Annotated in this window: 17 protein-coding genes; 4 read left to right on the top strand and 13 right to left on the bottom strand. The window is 72.8% G+C overall.

Features of this window, described 5'->3' with window-relative positions; genetic code table 11:
• Positions 1 to 16: 16 nt before the first annotated feature.
• From nusA to ACFQPS_RS17090, 9 genes are all read right to left on the bottom strand, one after another.
• Entirely contained in the window at positions 17 to 1,552 is a 1,536-nt protein-coding gene (gene nusA / locus ACFQPS_RS17130; RefSeq protein ID WP_377360432.1) for a transcription termination factor NusA, read from the bottom strand.
• 21 nt (positions 1,553 to 1,573) lie between these two features.
• Positions 1,574 to 2,338, bottom strand: coding sequence for a ribosome maturation factor RimP (rimP, locus tag ACFQPS_RS17125; RefSeq protein ID WP_377360431.1), 765 nt, complete (start codon positions 2,336 to 2,338; stop codon positions 1,574 to 1,576).
• A gap of 336 nt (positions 2,339 to 2,674) precedes the next feature.
• Positions 2,675 to 3,223, bottom strand: a complete 549-nt coding sequence (locus tag ACFQPS_RS17120) for a hypothetical protein (RefSeq protein WP_377360430.1) — start codon at positions 3,221 to 3,223, stop codon at positions 2,675 to 2,677.
• 17 nt (positions 3,224 to 3,240) lie between these two features.
• Entirely contained in the window at positions 3,241 to 3,768 is a 528-nt protein-coding gene (locus ACFQPS_RS17115) for a DUF3299 domain-containing protein (RefSeq protein ID WP_377360429.1), read from the bottom strand.
• 23 nt (positions 3,769 to 3,791) lie between these two features.
• The gene (locus ACFQPS_RS17110) at positions 3,792 to 4,982 is read right to left on the bottom strand and encodes an ABC transporter permease (RefSeq protein WP_377360428.1); all 1,191 of its coding nucleotides are present in this window, start codon (positions 4,980 to 4,982) and stop codon (positions 3,792 to 3,794) included.
• A complete protein-coding gene (locus ACFQPS_RS17105; protein WP_377360427.1) occupies positions 4,979 to 5,659 on the bottom strand; it encodes an ABC transporter ATP-binding protein in 681 nt (226 codons plus the stop codon). Before ACFQPS_RS17105 ends, ACFQPS_RS17110 begins: the two co-directional genes overlap by 4 nt.
• Positions 5,660 to 5,762: 103 nt before the next feature.
• Positions 5,763 to 6,308 carry a Uma2 family endonuclease gene (locus tag ACFQPS_RS17100; RefSeq protein WP_377360426.1) on the bottom strand — a complete coding sequence of 182 codons (546 nt, stop codon included), beginning with the start codon at positions 6,306 to 6,308 and terminating at the stop codon, positions 5,763 to 5,765.
• Positions 6,309 to 6,375: 67 nt separating this feature from the next.
• Entirely contained in the window at positions 6,376 to 9,024 is a 2,649-nt protein-coding gene (mutS, locus tag ACFQPS_RS17095; RefSeq protein ID WP_377360450.1) for a DNA mismatch repair protein MutS, read from the bottom strand.
• Positions 9,025 to 9,232: 208 nt separating this feature from the next.
• Positions 9,233 to 9,781 (bottom strand): PAS domain-containing protein, encoded by a 549-nt coding sequence (locus ACFQPS_RS17090; RefSeq protein ID WP_377360425.1) that lies wholly within the window; start codon positions 9,779 to 9,781, stop codon positions 9,233 to 9,235.
• 407 nt (positions 9,782 to 10,188) lie between these two features.
• Between ACFQPS_RS17090 and ACFQPS_RS17085 the strand changes: the two genes are divergently transcribed.
• Positions 10,189 to 10,842, top strand: coding sequence for a helix-turn-helix domain-containing protein (locus ACFQPS_RS17085; protein WP_377360424.1), 654 nt, complete (start codon positions 10,189 to 10,191; stop codon positions 10,840 to 10,842).
• 26 nt (positions 10,843 to 10,868) lie between these two features.
• Here ACFQPS_RS17085 and ACFQPS_RS17080 read toward each other — a convergent pair whose 3' ends face one another.
• Positions 10,869 to 11,396 (bottom strand): low molecular weight protein-tyrosine-phosphatase, encoded by a 528-nt coding sequence (locus ACFQPS_RS17080; protein ID WP_377360423.1) that lies wholly within the window; start codon positions 11,394 to 11,396, stop codon positions 10,869 to 10,871.
• Positions 11,393 to 11,752, bottom strand: a complete 360-nt coding sequence (locus tag ACFQPS_RS17075) for a hypothetical protein (RefSeq protein WP_377360422.1) — start codon at positions 11,750 to 11,752, stop codon at positions 11,393 to 11,395. The genes ACFQPS_RS17080 and ACFQPS_RS17075 overlap by 4 nt, the downstream gene beginning before the upstream one ends.
• A gap of 220 nt (positions 11,753 to 11,972) precedes the next feature.
• On the opposite strand from ACFQPS_RS17075, the gene cobB reads away from it, so the two are divergent.
• On the top strand, positions 11,973 to 12,707 hold the full coding sequence (gene cobB / locus ACFQPS_RS17070; protein ID WP_377360421.1) for a Sir2 family NAD+-dependent deacetylase: 735 nt from the start codon (positions 11,973 to 11,975) through the stop codon (positions 12,705 to 12,707).
• 83 nt (positions 12,708 to 12,790) lie between these two features.
• On the opposite strand, the gene ACFQPS_RS17065 is transcribed toward cobB, so the two are convergent.
• The gene (locus tag ACFQPS_RS17065) at positions 12,791 to 13,231 is read right to left on the bottom strand and encodes an MAPEG family protein (protein WP_377360420.1); all 441 of its coding nucleotides are present in this window, start codon (positions 13,229 to 13,231) and stop codon (positions 12,791 to 12,793) included.
• 175 nt (positions 13,232 to 13,406) lie between these two features.
• Here ACFQPS_RS17065 and ACFQPS_RS17060 point away from each other — a divergent pair, with 175 nt between their 5' ends.
• Complete coding sequence (locus ACFQPS_RS17060; protein WP_377360419.1) at positions 13,407 to 13,616, top strand: hypothetical protein; 210 nt, start codon at positions 13,407 to 13,409, stop codon at positions 13,614 to 13,616.
• A gap of 16 nt (positions 13,617 to 13,632) precedes the next feature.
• Here ACFQPS_RS17060 and ACFQPS_RS17055 read toward each other — a convergent pair whose 3' ends face one another.
• Positions 13,633 to 14,286, bottom strand: coding sequence for a hypothetical protein (locus ACFQPS_RS17055; RefSeq protein ID WP_377360418.1), 654 nt, complete (start codon positions 14,284 to 14,286; stop codon positions 13,633 to 13,635).
• A gap of 188 nt (positions 14,287 to 14,474) precedes the next feature.
• Between ACFQPS_RS17055 and ACFQPS_RS17050 the strand changes: the two genes are divergently transcribed.
• Entirely contained in the window at positions 14,475 to 16,370 is a 1,896-nt protein-coding gene (locus tag ACFQPS_RS17050; protein WP_377360417.1) for an ABCB family ABC transporter ATP-binding protein/permease, read from the top strand.
• Positions 16,371 to 16,372 lie beyond the last annotated feature (2 nt).

Raw genomic sequence — 16,372 nt, 5'->3', positions numbered from 1 at the left:
CCGGTCTCTGCCCGGCTCAGCCCTGCGGCTGGGCCGGGGTTTCGCCGGCAGCCTGACCGGCGGCACCGGCCTCGCCATCGGCGAACCAGTGGGCACGCGCGGCCATGATGACGGCGTTGGCGTCGTCCACGCTCAGGGCATCCTTGCCGACGATCTCGGACAGCTCGTCGCCGGCGAGGTCGGCCAGATCGTCCAGCGTCTTCACGCCGTTCTCGCCGAGCTTGACCAGCATGGCAGGGGTCAGGGCCTCCATGGCCGCGACATCGTCGTCCACGCCCAGGGCGCGACGCTTTTCCTCCAGCTTGGCGTTCTGCTCTTCGAGGAAGGCCTGCGCCCGGTTCTGCAACTCGGCGGCGACGTCCTCGTCGAAGGCGTCGATCGCCGTCAGCTCGTCCAGGTCGACGAAGGCGATCTCCTCGACCGACGTGAAGCCCTCGGCCACCAGCAGATGGGCGATGACGTCGTCCACGTCCAGGGCTTCCATGAAGAGCTGCGAGCGGGTGCGGAATTCCTCCTGCCGCCGGTCGCTCTCCTCCTTCTCGGTCATGATGTCGATGTCCCAGCCGGTCAGCATCGAGGCCAGACGGACATTCTGACCGCGCCGGCCGATGGCCAGGCTGAGCTGGTCGTCGGGGACCACGACCTCGATCTTGCCGTTCTCCTCGTCCAGCACGACCTTGGCCACCTCGGCGGGGGCCAGCGCGTTGACGACGAAGGTGGCCGGATCGCGGTTCCAGGGGATGATGTCGATCTTCTCGCCCTGCAACTCGCCCACCACGGCCTGGACGCGGCTGCCGCGCATGCCGACGCAGGCGCCCACGGGGTCGATCGAGCTGTCCTTGGAGATGACGGCGATCTTGGCACGGCTGCCGGGATCGCGGGCCACGGCCTTGATCTCGATGATGCCGTCGTAGATCTCCGGCACTTCCTGCTTGAACAGGCCGGCCATGAACATCGGATGCGTGCGCGACAGGAAGATCTGCGGCCCGCGCTGTTCGCGCCGGACGTCGTAGATGTAGGCGCGGACCCGGTCGCCGGTCTTGAAGTGCTCGCGCGGCAGGCTCTCGTCGCGGCGCAGCACGCCCTCGGCGCGGCCCAGATCCACGGTGACGTTGCCGTACTCGACGCGCTTGACCAGACCGTTGACGATCTCGCCCATGCGGTCCTTGTACTCGTTGAACTGGCGCTCGCGCTCGGCCTCGCGGACCTTCTGCACGATCACCTGCTTGGCGGTCTGCGCGGCGATGCGGCCGAAATCGATGGGCGGCAGCGGATCGACGATGAAGTCACCGACCTTGGCGGCGGGGTTCTTCCGCTTCGCCTTGGCGAGGTCGATCTGCAAGGCCTCGTTCTCGACGGTCTCGACGACCTCAAGGTAGCGGGTGAGCTGGATCTCGCCGGTCTTGCGGTCGATGCGGGCGCGGATGTCGTGCTCGTGCCCGTACTTGGAGCGACCGGCCTTCTTGATCGCCTCCTCCATCGCTTCGAGCACATGCTCTTTGTCGATGTTCTTCTCGCGGGCAACCGCGTCGGCTACTTGAAGCAGTTCCATCGAAGCGAACCCTGCCTTTCCTCACTCGTCCTGTGCGCCGGGACCGGCCGCGGGGCCCCCGTCGGCGCCATCGACATCCTCGCCCGCGCCCGCCTTGGAGAAGCGGCCGGGGCCCTTTTTCTTCGCCTTCTTCGGCTTGGGCTGGTGGGGGCGGCGCGCCGGACGGGCGTCCTCCTCCACCTCCATCGCCCCGCCCTCCGTTCCGGGGGCGGCGCCCTGCTCCGCCGCGGCCGCCTTCAGCAGCTCGTCGGTCAGTTCCAGCTTCGCCTTCAGCACCAGGCCGAAGGGGATCACCACCAGCGTCGCCTCGGCATCGCCGGGGGCGGTCGCGTCGCCATCACGGGAAGCGTCCGCGGGGGCGGCCTTGCCCCCCTTGCGCGCCTTCTTCTCCACCGGCAGCGCCAGCCGCACGGCATCGTCCTCGATCCCGGCCAGGAAGCCGCGGAAACGCTTGCGGCCGTCCACCGGCGCCTTCGTCTCCAGCCGCGCCTCGTAGCCGGCGAACCGTTCGAAATCCTTCAGCCGGGTCAGGGGGCGGTCGATGCCGGGAGAGCTGACCTCCAGCGTGTAGGCGCCGGGCAGCGGGTCCTCGACGTCCAGCAGGGCGGAGACGGCGCGGCTGATGTCGGCACAGTCCTCCACCGTCATGGCGGCGCCGTCGCTACGCTCCGCCATGATCTGAAGGGTCGGCCGCTGCCCGCCGGAGAGCTGGACCCGCACCAGCTCGTACCCCATGGCCTCAACCGAAGGCTCGATGATCCGACCGATCCGTTCGACCGCTTCCATCCGTGTCCGATCCGACCCGGCCCCGCCCTTCCGCGCCGGGCGAGGAAAAGGGGGGCCCAAGAAACGAAAAGGTGGGCCAATGGCCCACCCGCAAAGAGATCCGGCCCGCCGCCCGAGGCTGGGTGGCCGGTTCGTTATGGGATTGCTGAGGCCGTTATAGTCATTTCCGGCGGGAACGGAAAGGGGATTCCTCGTGCAAGACCTGCATCGGGGCGCCCTCTGCCCTGTGCCGGGCGCCGTCACGGCGGACGGCGGTCCAGGCCGGGCGCCCGGCGGGTCCTTGCACGCGGAAACCGACCCGCCGGCGGCCGCCCCGGAGGTGGCCGTCCCCCGGCGTCAGTGGCAGTTCATGCCGCCGCCCGGGGCCGGGTGGCAGCACTGCACCCCGGCGACGGACTGGTTGGCCAGCGCCTTCCAGGCGGCCAGGGCAGCGGCGCGCAGGCTGGCCGGGTCCGTCGGCAGGCTGCCTTGGGCAGCGCCGGCGGGGGCCGCGGGGGGCGCCATCATGACGCCGCCGTCGGGCATGGCCGTACCCGAGGAGGCCGCGCCCGAGGAGGCCGGAGCAGCGGGAGCGGGAGCGGAAGCCGATGCCGCCTGCCCGGACGCCGGATCGGCGGCCGGCGCGGCCTGGGCGAGTGCCGCCTGGGCGGCGCGGGCGGCGGCGCGGCGCTTCTCGTCCTGCACCGCCTCGTAGGCGCGCTGGTAGTCGTCCACGCCGCAGTCCGTGGATTCGTAGAGCTGCCCGCAGCCATACTCCTCCGGCACCATCTGCGCCGCAGCCGGCCCTGCGGGCAGCAGCCCGCCCAGAACAAGAGCGGTGGCCGGAACGGCCACGGCGGCGGTGAGGACGGACCGGAGTCGGACCGGAAGCGGCATCTGCGGCATGGTTCGGTCCTCCCCGCTCAGCCCGTGGGCGAGGCCTTGGCCTCCTCCAGGCGGAAATACAGGCCGTTGGGGTCCTCCCCCATCAGCTTCAGCCGGCCCTTGAGGGTGACCATCTCGTAGGAGAACTGCACCGGCTCGGTCGTCCGCACCTCGATCAGGTCGGCGGGGCCGGGCGGCGGGCAGAAGGGGCAGGTCGGCGACAGCGCGCTCAGCAGGAAATGCGCCGACTTCTCCGACTGCTCCAGCGGGATGATCCAGCCGCCGATGGTGAAGTCGCCGCCGTCCAGCTTCTGCAACGCCTCACCGAAGATGGCGCGGTAGCGGAGCTGGCCGTCCACCACCGACTGCTCCTCCCGCACGTCGGCGATCAGGTCCCAGCCCAGGGTCGCGCGCGGCACCGCACCGGGCGCCTGCGGTTCGGCCGGGGCCGCCTGCTTCACCTCCTTGAAGGCGAAGGCCGGTGCGGCCGGCGCGCCGGCCAGCACGGCGAGGCAGAGCGCGACGGGAAGGGTGCGGGCGAGGGCGGCGGGGGGCGTCTTCGTCATGGGGCGCAGCATAACCCGCATTCTCAGCCCCGCGCCAGCACGGCGGAGACGTCCGCGCGATAGACCTGCACGGCCGGCAGCGCCGCCGCCAGCAGGGCGATGCCGGCGGCCAGGGCGAACAGCCACAGCTCCTCGGCCAGGAAGACGAAGCCGGTGACGCCCAGGTCCTGCGCCTGCGGGAACAGGTGCCCGGCCGCCACGGCGGCGCCGTGGCCGAGCAGCAGCCCCAGCAGCGTGCCGGCCAGACTGACGGTCATCGCCTCCGTCACCAGTTGCAGCACCAGCGTGCGCCGGGTGCCGCCCAGGCTGCGCATCACCGCCAGATCGTAGCGGCGCTGCTGCAACGAGTTGTAGAGCGCGACGAAGGTCCCCAGCGCGGCCGAGACGATCAGCACGACGCCGAAGGCCCGCATCGCGTCCAGCCCGACGCCGACCAGCGAGAGCAGCCGCACCAGCTCGCTGGCGGGGGAGGCCGCCTGCATGCCGGTGTCCTGGTTGATCCGGCGCGGCAGCCGCGCCGCCGCCAGCGGCGAGGCATAGGTCACCAGCACGGCCGTGACCTCGCGCCCGCGCCCGGACGCCGCCGCATCGTGGCCGTGCGCGGCATGGACGTCCCAGACGCTTTCCACCGGGGTCAGCACCAGCCGGTCCAGCACGGTGCCGGTCGGCTCCAGGATGCCGACCACCTCGAACGGATGGTCGGCGTGGGCGTGCCCCTCCCCGCCGACGCCGTGGCTGCCGACGATCAGGTCGCCGACGCGCAGCTTCGCCGCCCGCGCCACCGCCGCGCCGACGGTCGCCTCCATGGACAGCTCGAACAGGCGGCCATCGGCCAGGGCGGCGCCGTAATGGGCGGGATAGGCGGGGGTGGTGCCGATGATCCGGTAGCCCATGAAGTTGTCGCCCAGGGCGAGCGGGATCGTCTGCTTCACCAGCGGGTCGGCGGACAGCGCCTCCGCCTCGGCCAGGGGGATGTTCCCGGTCGGGATGTCCACATGGTAGACGGCGGAGAGGATCAGTTGCAGCGGGCTGCCCTTGGCGCCCACCACGAGGTCGATGCCGGCGGCGTCGCGCGCCAGCCGGCCCTCCATCTGGCGGTTGACCAGCAGCAGCACGACGATGGTCGCCACCCCCAGCGCCAGCAGCAGCAGGTTCAGCACCGTGGTCAGGCTGCGCTGGCGCAGATAGGCGAGGCTGAGGCTGAAGAGGGTCATGCCGCGGCCTCCAGCGGGGCGGACAGGTCCAGGCGGTGGGCGATCCGCTCCTTCAGGCGCGCATCGTGGGTCGCCACCACCAGCGTGGCGCCGCAGGCCGCCGCCTGCTCCAGCAGCAGCTCCGTCATGGCGGCGCAGTTGGCATCGTCCAGGGCGCTGGTCGGCTCGTCGGCCAGGATCAGGCGCGGCCGGTTGACGACGGCACGGGCCACCGCCACCCGCTGCCGCTCTCCCTGGGACAGCTCGTGCGGGCGCGCCTTCAGCCGGTGGCCCAGCCCGACCTGCTCCAGCGCCGCGCGCACCGTGTCCTCCCCGGTGTCCAGCCCGACCAGCCAGCGGGCCAGCCGCAGGTTGCCGGCGATGTCCAGCGCCGGGACCAGGTGCAGGGTCTGGAAGACGATGCCGATGGTGCGGCCGCGGAAGACGTCGCGTGCCGCGTCGTCCAGGGCGGCGAGGTCCTGCCCGGCCACCCGCACCCGCCCGGCGGTCGGCCGCAGCAGGCCGGCGATGGCGTGCATCAGGGTGGTCTTGCCGCTGCCGCTGGGGCCGAGCAGGAGGCAGTGCCGCCCCTCCTCCAGGCGCCAGCGCGGCAGCTCCAGCACGGTGCGCCCGCCCGCGACATGGCGCAGTCCGTCGATCTCGACCAGAGGGACAGGTTCGACCAGGGGAACAGGCATGATCCGACCGTTACAGGATAACGTGCCGCATCATGCGGAACCGGCCGGCCCGGAGCAAGGAGAAGCGCGCCTGAACCCGGCCGGGATCGGCGGACCTCGCGGTTCAGCCGCCGTAGATCTCGTCCAGGTCCAGGCTGACGCCCAGGTCGGGGAAGTCCAGCCGGCCGTCGCCGGTCACCGTCTCGCGCAGCCAGTCCTCGCCCTCGCGGCGGTCCAGCTCGACCAGCCGCTCCTCCGTCTCGACCAGCAGCACGTAGCGCACGCTCGGCAGCGTGGCGTAGTCCGCCCGCTTCTTCATGCGGTCGAAGGCGGCGGTGCCGGGCGACAGGACCTCGACGATCAGCACGGGGTCGCGCAGCACCGTCCCGCGCATGTCCTGCCCGGCGCAGGAGACGACAACGTCCGGGTAGTAGACGGACGCGGCCGCATCCACCCGGACCTTGACGTCCGAGACGAAGACCTGACAGGGGCGCCGCAGCCGGTTCCGCAAGGCCACGGCCGTGTTCAGGGTGATCGCCGCATGTGCGAGCGCACCCCCCACCATGGCATGGACCTCGCCGCCGACGAGCTGGTGCTTCTCCGGCTGCTCGTCCTCCCAGGCGATGAAGCTGTCGATGTCCAGCAGGTGCCGCCGCCGTGCCGTCCGCATGGCCTCGCCTCCACACCGTTCCGCGGCCGAAGCATAGCACGGCGGCGGGGGCTGGCGGTAGGGCGGGTCAGCCGCGCAGCAGGCCGCGCAGCCGGTACAGCTCCTCCAGCGCCTGCCGCGGCGTCAGCTCGTCGGGGTTCAGGGTCCGCAACGCCGTCTCCACGGCCGAGGGTGCGGGCGGCGGCGCGGCGGCGGGGGCCGGGTCGGGCGCGCGGCGGACGGGGGCGGCGAACAGCGGCAGATCGTCGGCCAGCCGGGCGACGGCGCTGCCCTGCTCGCCCTTCTCCAGCAGCTCCAGCACCTGCCCGGCGCGGGCCACCACGGCATCGGGCAGGCCGGCCAGCCGGGCGACATGGATGCCGTAGCTGCGGTCGGCGGCGCCGGGCGCGACCTCGTGCAGGAAGACGACGTCGCCCTGCCACTCCTTGATCCGCATGGTGTGGCAGGAGAGCGCCGGCAGCTTCGAGGCCAGCAGGGTCAGTTCGTGGTAGTGGGTGGCGAAGATGCCACGGCTGCGCCGCACCCCGTGCAGGTGCTCGACGCAGGCCCAGGCGATGGAGAGGCCGTCGAAGGTGGCGGTGCCGCGGCCGATCTCGTCCAGGATGACGAGGCTGCGCGGGGTCGCCTGGTTCAGGATGGCGGCCGTCTCCACCATCTCCACCATGAAGGTGGAGCGGCCGCGGGCCAGATCGTCGGCGGCGCCGACGCGGCTGAACAGCTTGTCCACCACGCCGATGCGGGCGCTGCGGGCGGGCACGAAGCTGCCCGTCTGGGCCAGCACGGCGATCAGCGCGTTCTGGCGCAGGAAGGTGGACTTGCCGGCCATGTTGGGGCCGGTCAGCAGCCAGAGGCGGCGCTCCGGCGACAGGTCGCAGTCATTGGCGACGAAGGGGCCGGCGGCCTGTTCCTCCAGCGCCTGCTCCACCACCGGATGGCGGCCGCCCTCGATGCGGAACTCCAGCCCGTCATCCACCACGGGCCGGCACCAGCCGCGCGCCGCCGCCAGCTCGGCCAGCGCCGCCGCCACGTCCAGGGTGGCCAGGGCGCGGGCGGTCGTGGCGATGGCGTCGGCCTCGGCCGCGACCGCCCGCACCAGCTCCTCGAACAGCTCCAGCTCCAGCGCGAGCGCGCGCTCGCCCGCCTCCGACACCTTGCGCTCCAGCTCCGACAGCTCGACCGTCGTGAAGCGCACGGCGTTGGCCAGGGTCTGGCGGTGGATGAAGGTCTCCCGGTTCGCCCCCTGCATCAGCTTGTCGGCGTGGGTGGGGGTGGTCTCGATGTAATAGCCCAGCACGTTGTTGTGCCGGATCTTCAGGCTGGCGATGCCGGTGCGGTCGGCGTAGCGGGCCTGGAGGCCGGCGATGTGCCGGCGGCTGTCGTCGCGCAGCCCGACCAGCTCGTCCAGCGCCGCGGAATAGCCGCGCGCGATGAAGCCGCCGTCGCGGGCCAGCAGCGGCAGCTCCGGCCCCAGCGCCTCGGCCAGCCGGCGGGCCAGCGGCTCGTGCCCCGGCCCGTCCAGCCCGGCCGCCGCCTCGGCCAGCCCCGCCGGCAGCGGTGTCAGCCCGCCGGCCAGCAGGCGCCGGCGCAGCTCCGCCGCACCGCCCAGCGCCTCGCGCACGGCGGCAAGGTCGCGCGGGCTGCCGCGGCCCAGCGTCAGGCGGGAGAGCGAGCGCTCCACATCCGGGGTCTGGCGCAGCAGGCCGCGCAGCCCGGCGCGCAGGAACTCCTCCCCGGCGAAGAAAGCGACCATGTCCAGCCGCCGCTCGATCTCCGCCGGCACGGTCAGGGGGGCGCCCAGCCACGCGGCCAGCAGGCGCGCCCCCGCACCGGAGACGGTGCGGTCGATGGCGGCCAGCAGGCTGCCCTTGCGCTCCCCGGACAGGGTGCGGGTCAGCTCCAGGTTCCGGCGGGTGGCCGGGTCGATCTCCATGACCTGCCCGGCCCCCAGCCGGCGCGGCCGGTCCAGCCGGGGCAGCCGGCCCTTCTGGGTCAGCTCGACATAGTCCACCAGGGCGCCGGCGGCGGCGACCTCGGCCCGGCCGAAGGCGCCGAAGGCGTCCAGCGTGCCGACGCCGTAGAGCGCCAGCAGGCGCTGGCGGCCGTTCTCGCTGTCGAAGCGGGGGTTCGGCTGCACCGTCAGGCGCTGCTTCCACTCCGCCCACAGCTCGAACAGCTCCGGCGCCTGGGACAGCCGCTCGGGCAGCAGCACCTCCCCCGGCGCCAGCCGCGCCAGGGCCGCGGCAAGGCCGGTGCGCTCCACGGGCTGCACGGTCAGCTCGCCGGTGGAGAGGTCGAGCCAGGCCAGCCCGACCTCGCCGCCGGCCTCCGCCAGGGCGGCCAGGTAGTTGTTGGCGCGGGCGTCCAGCAGCCCGTCCTCGGTGATGGTGCCGGGGGTGACCACCCGGATCACCTCCCGCCGCACCACGGACTTGGAGCCGCGTTTCTTCGCCTCCGCCGGGTCCTCCGTCTGTTCGCAGATGGCGACGCGGAAGCCGGCGCGGATCAGCCGGGACAGGTACTGCTCGTGGCTGTGGACCGGCACGCCGCACATGGCGATGTCCTCGCCCAGGTGCTGGCCGCGCTTGGTCAGGGTGATGTCCAGCGCCGCCGCGGCCTGCACCGCATCGTCGAAGAACAGCTCGTAGAAGTCCCCCATGCGGTAGAACAGCAGGCAGTCCGCATGCTGGCGCTTGATCTCCAGATACTGCGCCATCATCGGCGTGACGGCAGAAGCAGCCGCAGGGGAGCCGGCGGGGGAAACGGCGGGATCGGCGTGGTCGGGCACGGCGGTCGGATCGGGCTTCGCGGAAAGGGGAGACGCCCCGGCGGGCGCGGGCCACCGTAGCACCCCCCGCCGCCGCCGACCAAGCCCGCCGACCGGGCGCGTCGGGTAGCGCCGGGCAGCACCGGCCGGCCGGAGGGGGTCAGAGGGGCTGGAGGGAGACGTCCACCCCGGCCAGCAGGCCGCCCATCGCCGACAGCGGCGGTGCGTCGGGAATGTCGGTGCGCTGCGTCAACCCGGCCATCAGCATGTCCACCGTCCGCCCGTCGCGCGAGAGCGGCAGCAGCAGCGCCACCGCCTCGACCTGCCCGCCGCCGCGCCCGTCCTGGCCCGCCCGGCCCAGGCGCATGAGGAACCGGGCGAAGACGGGACAGCGGCCGGCGACGACGCTGCGGCAGGCCTCCAGCGCCGGGCCGCCCAGCTCCCGCACCTGCGCCTCGGACAGCCGGGTGCCGGTCAGCGGCCGGCCGAACAGCCGGTCGATCCAGGTGCCGACCAGCCGGAAGCGGAAATCGGCCGCCGCGCCGTCGGGGCCGGGCACCACGTCCAGCAGGACGACCATCGGCAGCAGGCCGGGAATGTCCATCGGGTCGATGTCCGGGCGTGCCGGGGCAAAGCAGCCACGCCGCCGACTCTCCCAATAGGTGTGAAGTTCGACGAACCGTCGGTCGGCGGTCGGGGGCAGCGGCATGGGCGTCGGAACCGTTCCAGGACTATCCTTATGGACCCGAGGCGGCCTGCACCGCCATGTTAGCATCCGTTGTCAGCCCGACCTGCCAGTGGTCCGGCGGGGGTTCCCCGCCAGAGACATACACGTCCCGGGAGAAAACCGTGGCGGCGTGTTGGAAAGGCTGTGCCGACGGCAGCGGGAGAACAGCGCCGTCGGTCCGAAAGGGGAACTCCACCCCGAACATCCCGGTGTCCAAAGACTCCGACCCTGAATGTCTGATGAAGACTGTCGCTCATGAGCATGCCGCAAAAGATCGGGCAGAATCCATTGTCATTCGTCGGTTCCGCCGGCCTGTCCGTCACCGCCACCGGCTTACGCGCAGAAATGCACCATAAGCCGCATATCGGCGCCGCGTCCAGGAGGGCCTGATGGACGTTCTCGAAACACCGCAGGCGCTCGACGGGCTGCCCCGGCGGATCGCCCAGTTGCTCGACCTGTTCCCGACCCGCCGCATGGCGGCGACGGTCGCGGGAATCAGCACGGACCAGCTCACCCGCTACGCCCAGGGCCGCAGCTCCCCGCCGTTCGAGGTGCTGGCGCGACTGGCGCGCGACCGCGCGGTCAGCCTGGACTGGCTGGCCAGCGGCAGCGGGGAGATGCGGCTGGACCGCCGCCTGGCGGAGGCCGATCCCGGCCTTGCCCTGCTGGGGCTGCTGCCGTCGGAGGAACCGGGCTGGTATCGCCCGCGGATCCTGGCGCCGCGGCTGCCGGCCCCGACGGGCGTGCCGACGGCGCCCGTCGCCGTGATGGCGGCGGACGATGCGCTGGCGCCGGAGGGCGTGCGCTCCGGGTTCATCTGCTACGGCAGCGTCGGCGGAGAACTGGTGGAGGGCGACCTGCTGTTCGCCGAGCGAAGCGACGGCCTGTGCGCCCTGCGCCGGTTCGAGGGCGTCGTCGGCGGCGTGCTGCGGCTGGCCCGCTACGACCCGGCCGATCCGCGCCGCCTGCCCATGATGGAGGCGGTGGGGGAGGAGCGCATCGCCCGCCTTGCCCCCATCCTGAAGATCCGCCGCAAGCTCTGAGCGGCCGGCCGCCGGGCCGTGTGCGCTCAAGGAGCGTCAGGCCCGGGCGTACAGGCGCCCAGGCGGCGGCGCACCTCGGCCAGCAGACCTTCGGCCCCGGCCGCGACGAGGTCCAGCACCTCCTCGAAATGGTCGGCATGGCCGTAATAGGGGTCGGGCACGTCACGGCCACGGGCCGGCGGCGGCGCGAAGTCCAGGAACAGGTGCAGCCGTCCCGACGATCCCGGCGGCCCCATCCGGGCCAGATGCGACAGGTGCCCGCGGTCCATCGCCAGCAGCAGGTCGAAGCGGTGGAAGTCCGCCGCCTCCACCCGCCGCGCCCGCAGGGCCGACAGGTCCACCCCGCGCGCCCGCGCCGCAGCGACGGAGCGGCGGTCGGGCGGCTCGCCGACGTGGTAGCCATGGGTGCCGGCGCTGTCGATGCGGACCCGGTCGGCCAGCCCGGCCCGCGCCACGGTCTGGCGGAACAGCCCCTCCGCCGTGGGCGAACGGCAGATGTTGCCGGTGCAGACGAAGAGGACGCCCAGCGTCGCCGGTGCCTGGGGCGCGCTCATCGCACCCGCTCGAAGACGATGCGCTGGCCCAGCGGCAGCTCGTTGGCGATGCGTCCGCCCTCCAGCACGACATAGACATCGCCCGTGGAACTGCCCTCGGGGAAGACGATGATCCGGTCGCCGACCTCCTGCCCCTGCACGTCGTAGCCGACCCGGGTGGCCGTGCCGGCGGCGATCATGGTGTCGGCGCGGAACTCGACCGTCTGGCCCTGCATCAGCAGGCCCAGCCCTTCGGAGAGCGGGTTGCCCGTCTCCGGCACCATCCGCCAGGAGCCGATCAGGGGGTTGTTCTTGGTCCCGCCGTCACAGGCCGCGAGCCCCGCCAGCATCGCCAGCACCATCCAGAACCGCCGCATCCGTTCCTCCCTCGCACCACAGCGCCACACCGCCCCCGCGCCGGCTCCGGGGGGGCGGCGGCACCATAGCGGCGCCCCTGCGGGGAGGGAAGCCGACCCGCGCCTGTGTTGCCTGCGGGGCGGCAAACCGCCCTGCGGCTGTACGCGATGACGCCGGGCGCGCTGTTCCGTATTCTATGCGGCCATGACCGATTTCCGTCCGCACGCTTCCGGAGTCCCGATGTCCAGCTTCGACCTCAGCCCGCGCCAGCCCATCGTGATCCTGACCGGAGCCGGCATCAGCCGGGAGTCCGGGCTGCACACCTTCCGCGACGCCGACGGCATCTGGGCCCGGGTGCGGATCGAGGACGTGGCGACGCCCGAAGGGTTCGAGCGCGATCCCGAGCGGGTGCAGGGCTTCTACAACGCCCGCCGCCGCAGCCTGCTGGAGCCGGAGGTGCAGCCCAACGCCGCCCACCACGCGCTGGCCCGGCTGGAGACGGCCTGGCCGGGCGGCGTGCTGCTGGTGACGCAGAACATCGACGACCTGCACGAGCGCGCCGGCAGCCGCAACCTGATCCACATGCATGGTGAGCTGATGAAGGTGCGCTGCACCGCCTGCGGACAGGTCACCCGGCGCGATCATGACGTGGTGACGGGCGAGCCCTGCCCCGCCTGCGGCAGCACCGGCAGCCTGCGCCCGCATGTCGTCTGGTTCGGAGAGATGCCCCTGGAGATGGAGCGTATCCAGGCCGCGCTGGAGGATTGCGGCCTGTTCGTCTCCATCGGCACCTCGGGCAACGTCTATCCGGCGGCGGGCTTCGTGGCCGAGGCGCGCGCGGCCGGGGCGATGACGCTGGAGCTGAATCTGGAGCCGTCGCACGGCGCCCGCCTGTTCGCGGAAGGCGCCTACGGTCCCGCCACCAGCGTCGTGCCCGCCTGGGTGGAGCGCCTGCTCGCCGGCCTCGGCGGCTGACGCTCCGGTCCAGGGGCCGGTCCAGGGGCGGGTCCAGGGGCCGGTCCAGGGGGGGGCGGCCGGTGCAGGGTCCGGTCCGGGGCCTACAGCAGGACCCGGACGAAGCCGGCCAGCGCCCCCAGCAGCAGCAGCAGCGTCGGCAGCATGGCGATCAGGAAGCCGGGGCCCCGCTTCTTCGCATCGCGGTAGTAGGCCAGGGCGTAGAGGATGCGGCCGACCGGCCAGAACACGCCCACTAGGGCGGCGGCCATGTCGCCCCAGGCCGCCGCGAACAGCCACAGCGCCGGCAGGAACAGGACGATCTGTTCCAGCGTGTTGATCTGCACCCGCACGGCGCGCAGGAACTCCGGCGGGCCGTCCATGGACGGCGCCGGCACCTTGTAGAGGCCGCGGCCGCGGCCGACCATCAGGGCGGACCAGAAATAGACGAACAGCGCGGCCAACGTGACCAGCCCGGTCCAGGCGAATTCCCTGGCGATCCCGCCGGCCATCCCCTGGACCGCTCCTTCCACAACCCCTTCCATGCACAGCTCCCGTGGCATCCGCCCCGTCATGCGGGGCGCGGGCCGGACTGTGACGCGGAACCGGGGGCGCGTCCACCGCGCCGGGAGCGGCACCGCCTGAACCGCCGCGACGCGGACAGCCGGCCCGGAACGGCCGCCCTGGACTCGGGCTCCGGCCGGGATCATGCTGACCGGCATGAGCAGTCCCCCGGACAGATCCCCGACCAGACCGCCGGCACAGGCGGCGCCCGCGGCCCCGGAGCCGGCCGGGCCGGAGGACGACCAGCGGCGCAAGGCGGCGCTGGCCGACCGGCTGCGCACCCGGGTGGACGCGACGGCCCGCGCCCGCGGCGAGGACCCTTACGAGATGCTGGCCCGCGCCATCCGGCACCTGCTGCGGAGCTGACGGTTCGGCCGCCGGCTCAGCCGCGGCCGCTCTCTTCCGGCGCCGCCTGCGGGCCGCCGTCGGTTTCCTCGAACACGGCCTCGCCCTGCGGCAGGGTGGCGACCAGCCGGCGCCCCTCGACACGGCCGCCTTCCAGCGCCGCCGGCTCCACCCGGCCGGTCAGCCCCCCGGCGTCCAGCGGAATGCCGGTCCAGTAGCCGCGCGTCGCCAGGGCGGCGGGCATCGGCTCCGGCGGGATGCCGTCCAGCACGACGCGGCCGCCCTGGTCGCGCCAGCGGCCCCAGGCGATCTCGTTGTAGCGGATGTCCTCCCCGGGGGCGCAGGACTGCCGGGCCAGGGTCTTCAGCACGAAACGGCCGTCCGCGAAAAGCTGCACGGCCCCGGACAGCACGTCCTCCCGGCAGGAGACGAAGTCGCCCGTGTGCAGCGGGACCGGCCGGCCGTCCACGCTGACCAGCCGGTAGGTGCCGACCGCTGCGGTTCCCGGCACGGCCGTCATGGTCCGGTCCACCCCCTGGCCTGTCCCCTGGCCCGTCCCCTGGGCCGGGGCCGGCCCGCTCCAGGCCAGGGCGACGGCCAGCGCCGGCAGGGCCAGCAGGGTGACGGGGGAAAGGCGGCGGCGGGCGGCGGGGCGGACCGGGCGGGCCGGCGGCAATGCGGTGGTGCGCATGGTCTTCTCCGGAATCGTGGGCGCGTCCGGGGTCAACACCGGACCGCCGGGGCCGTTCCCGCCGTCTGCGTCCGGCCGGCCGGAACAGGGCGCCCGGACAAGGGGCTTTGCCGGAGCGGGGCGTCGTCCTAGCTTGCAGCTTCCATCCCGCCCGTCCGTTGCCCTGGACCCGAGCCCTGGACCCGAGAATGACCCCGCCCGGCAGCGCTTCCACCTCCCCGCCTGCCCGGACCGCGCCGCCCGGCCCGGACCGGCGCCTGGGCGACGGCGGCGCGCTGCGCACCCTGCTGCCCTATCTCTGGCCAGACGGCCAGCCGGCCATGAAGGTCCGGGTGGTGCTGGCACTGGCCTGTCTGGTGCTCGCCAAGCTCGCCAACGTGGTGGTGCCGGTCCTCTACAAGGGGGCGGTGGACGCGCTGGCGGGCGAGGGCAAGGCCGACGGGCTGGCGGCGCAGGCGGCCGCCACGCCGGTGCTGGCGATCCCGCTGGGCTTCATCCTGGCCTACGGGCTGGCGCGGGTGCTGAACCTGGGCTTCGGGGAGCTGCGCGACGCCATCTTCGAGCGGGTCAGCCAGCGCGCCATGCGCGCCGCGGCGCTGACCGTGTTCCGCCATCTGCACGGGTTGTCGCTGCGCTTCCACCTGGAGCGCCAGACCGGCGGGCTGTCGCGGGTGATCGAGCGCGGCACCCGCGCCATCGACCACCTGCTGGGCACGATGCTGTTCAACATCCTGCCCACCCTGTTCGAGATCCTGCTGGTCACGGCCATCCTGTGGCGGCTGTTCGACATCCGCTTCGCCGCCGCGACCTTCATCACGGTGGCGGGCTATGTCGTCTATACGGTGGTGGTGACGAACTGGCGGACCCAGGTGCGCCGCCGCATGCTGGACGCCGACACCAAGGCCAACGCCCGCGCCATCGACACCCTGCTGAACTACGAGACGGTCAAGTATTTCGGCAACGAGCGGTTCGAGGCCGAGCGCTACGACAAGGCGCTGCACGTCTACGAGGACGCGGCGGTGCGGACGCAGACCTCGCTGTCGCTGCTGAATGTGGGCCAGGGGGTGATCATCGCCGTCGGCGTCGTCACCGTCATGTGGCTGGCCGCGGCCGGCATCGTGGAGGGCCGGCTGACCATCGGCGACTTCGTGCTGGTCAACACCTACCTGCTGCAACTCTACCAGCCACTGAACATCTTCGGTTTCGTCTACCGTGCCGTGCGCGAGGCGCTGAACGACATGGAGACGATGTTCGAGCTGCTGACCGTGGCGGCGGAGGTGCGCGACCGCCCGGACGCGCGGCCCCTGGTCACCCGGGGCGGCGAGCTGCGCTTCGAGGCGGTGGATTTCGCCTACGATCCGCGCCGGCCGATCCTGAAGGGGGTCGGGTTCAGCGTGCCGGCCGGGCGCACCGTCGCCGTGGTCGGCCCGACCGGGGCCGGCAAGAGCACGCTGTCGCGGCTGCTCTACCGCTTCTACGACGTCACCGGCGGTCGCATCACCATCGACGGCCAGGACATCCGCGAGGTCACCCAGGACAGCCTGCGCGCCGCCATCGGCATCGTCCCGCAGGACACGGTGCTGTTCAACGACACCATCGCCTACAACATCGCCTATGGCCGCCCCGGCGCCGACCGGGCCGAGCTGGAACGGGCGGCGGCGGCGGCCCAGATCCTGCGCTTCGTGCAGACCCTGCCGGACGGCTGGGAGACCCAGGTGGGCGAGCGCGGCCTGAAGCTGTCGGGCGGGGAGAAGCAGCGCGTGGCCATCGCCCGCACCCTGCTGAAGGACCCGCCCATCCTGATCCTGGACGAGGCCACCTCGGCGCTGGACACCCACACCGAGCGGGAGATCCAGGCCGCGCTGAAGGAGGCCAGCCGGGGCCGCACCACGCTGGTGATCGCGCACCGCCTCTCCACCATCGTGGACGCGGACGAGATCATCGTGCTGGACCAGGGCCGCATCGTGGAGCGCGGCACCCATGCCGGGCTGCTGGCCCGCGGCGGCTTCTATGCCGCCCTCTGGCGCAGCCAGCAGGAGGGCACGGCCCCGGAGACGGAGGCGGAACCGGAGACGGTGGTCTGACG

This window comes from Rhodocista pekingensis (genome assembly GCF_042665545.1).
GTDB classification, from domain to species: domain Bacteria; phylum Pseudomonadota; class Alphaproteobacteria; order Azospirillales; family Azospirillaceae; genus Rhodocista; species Rhodocista pekingensis.
Note: the sequence above shows the minus strand (reverse complement) of the source record. Positions and strands in the feature narration are given on the sequence as shown.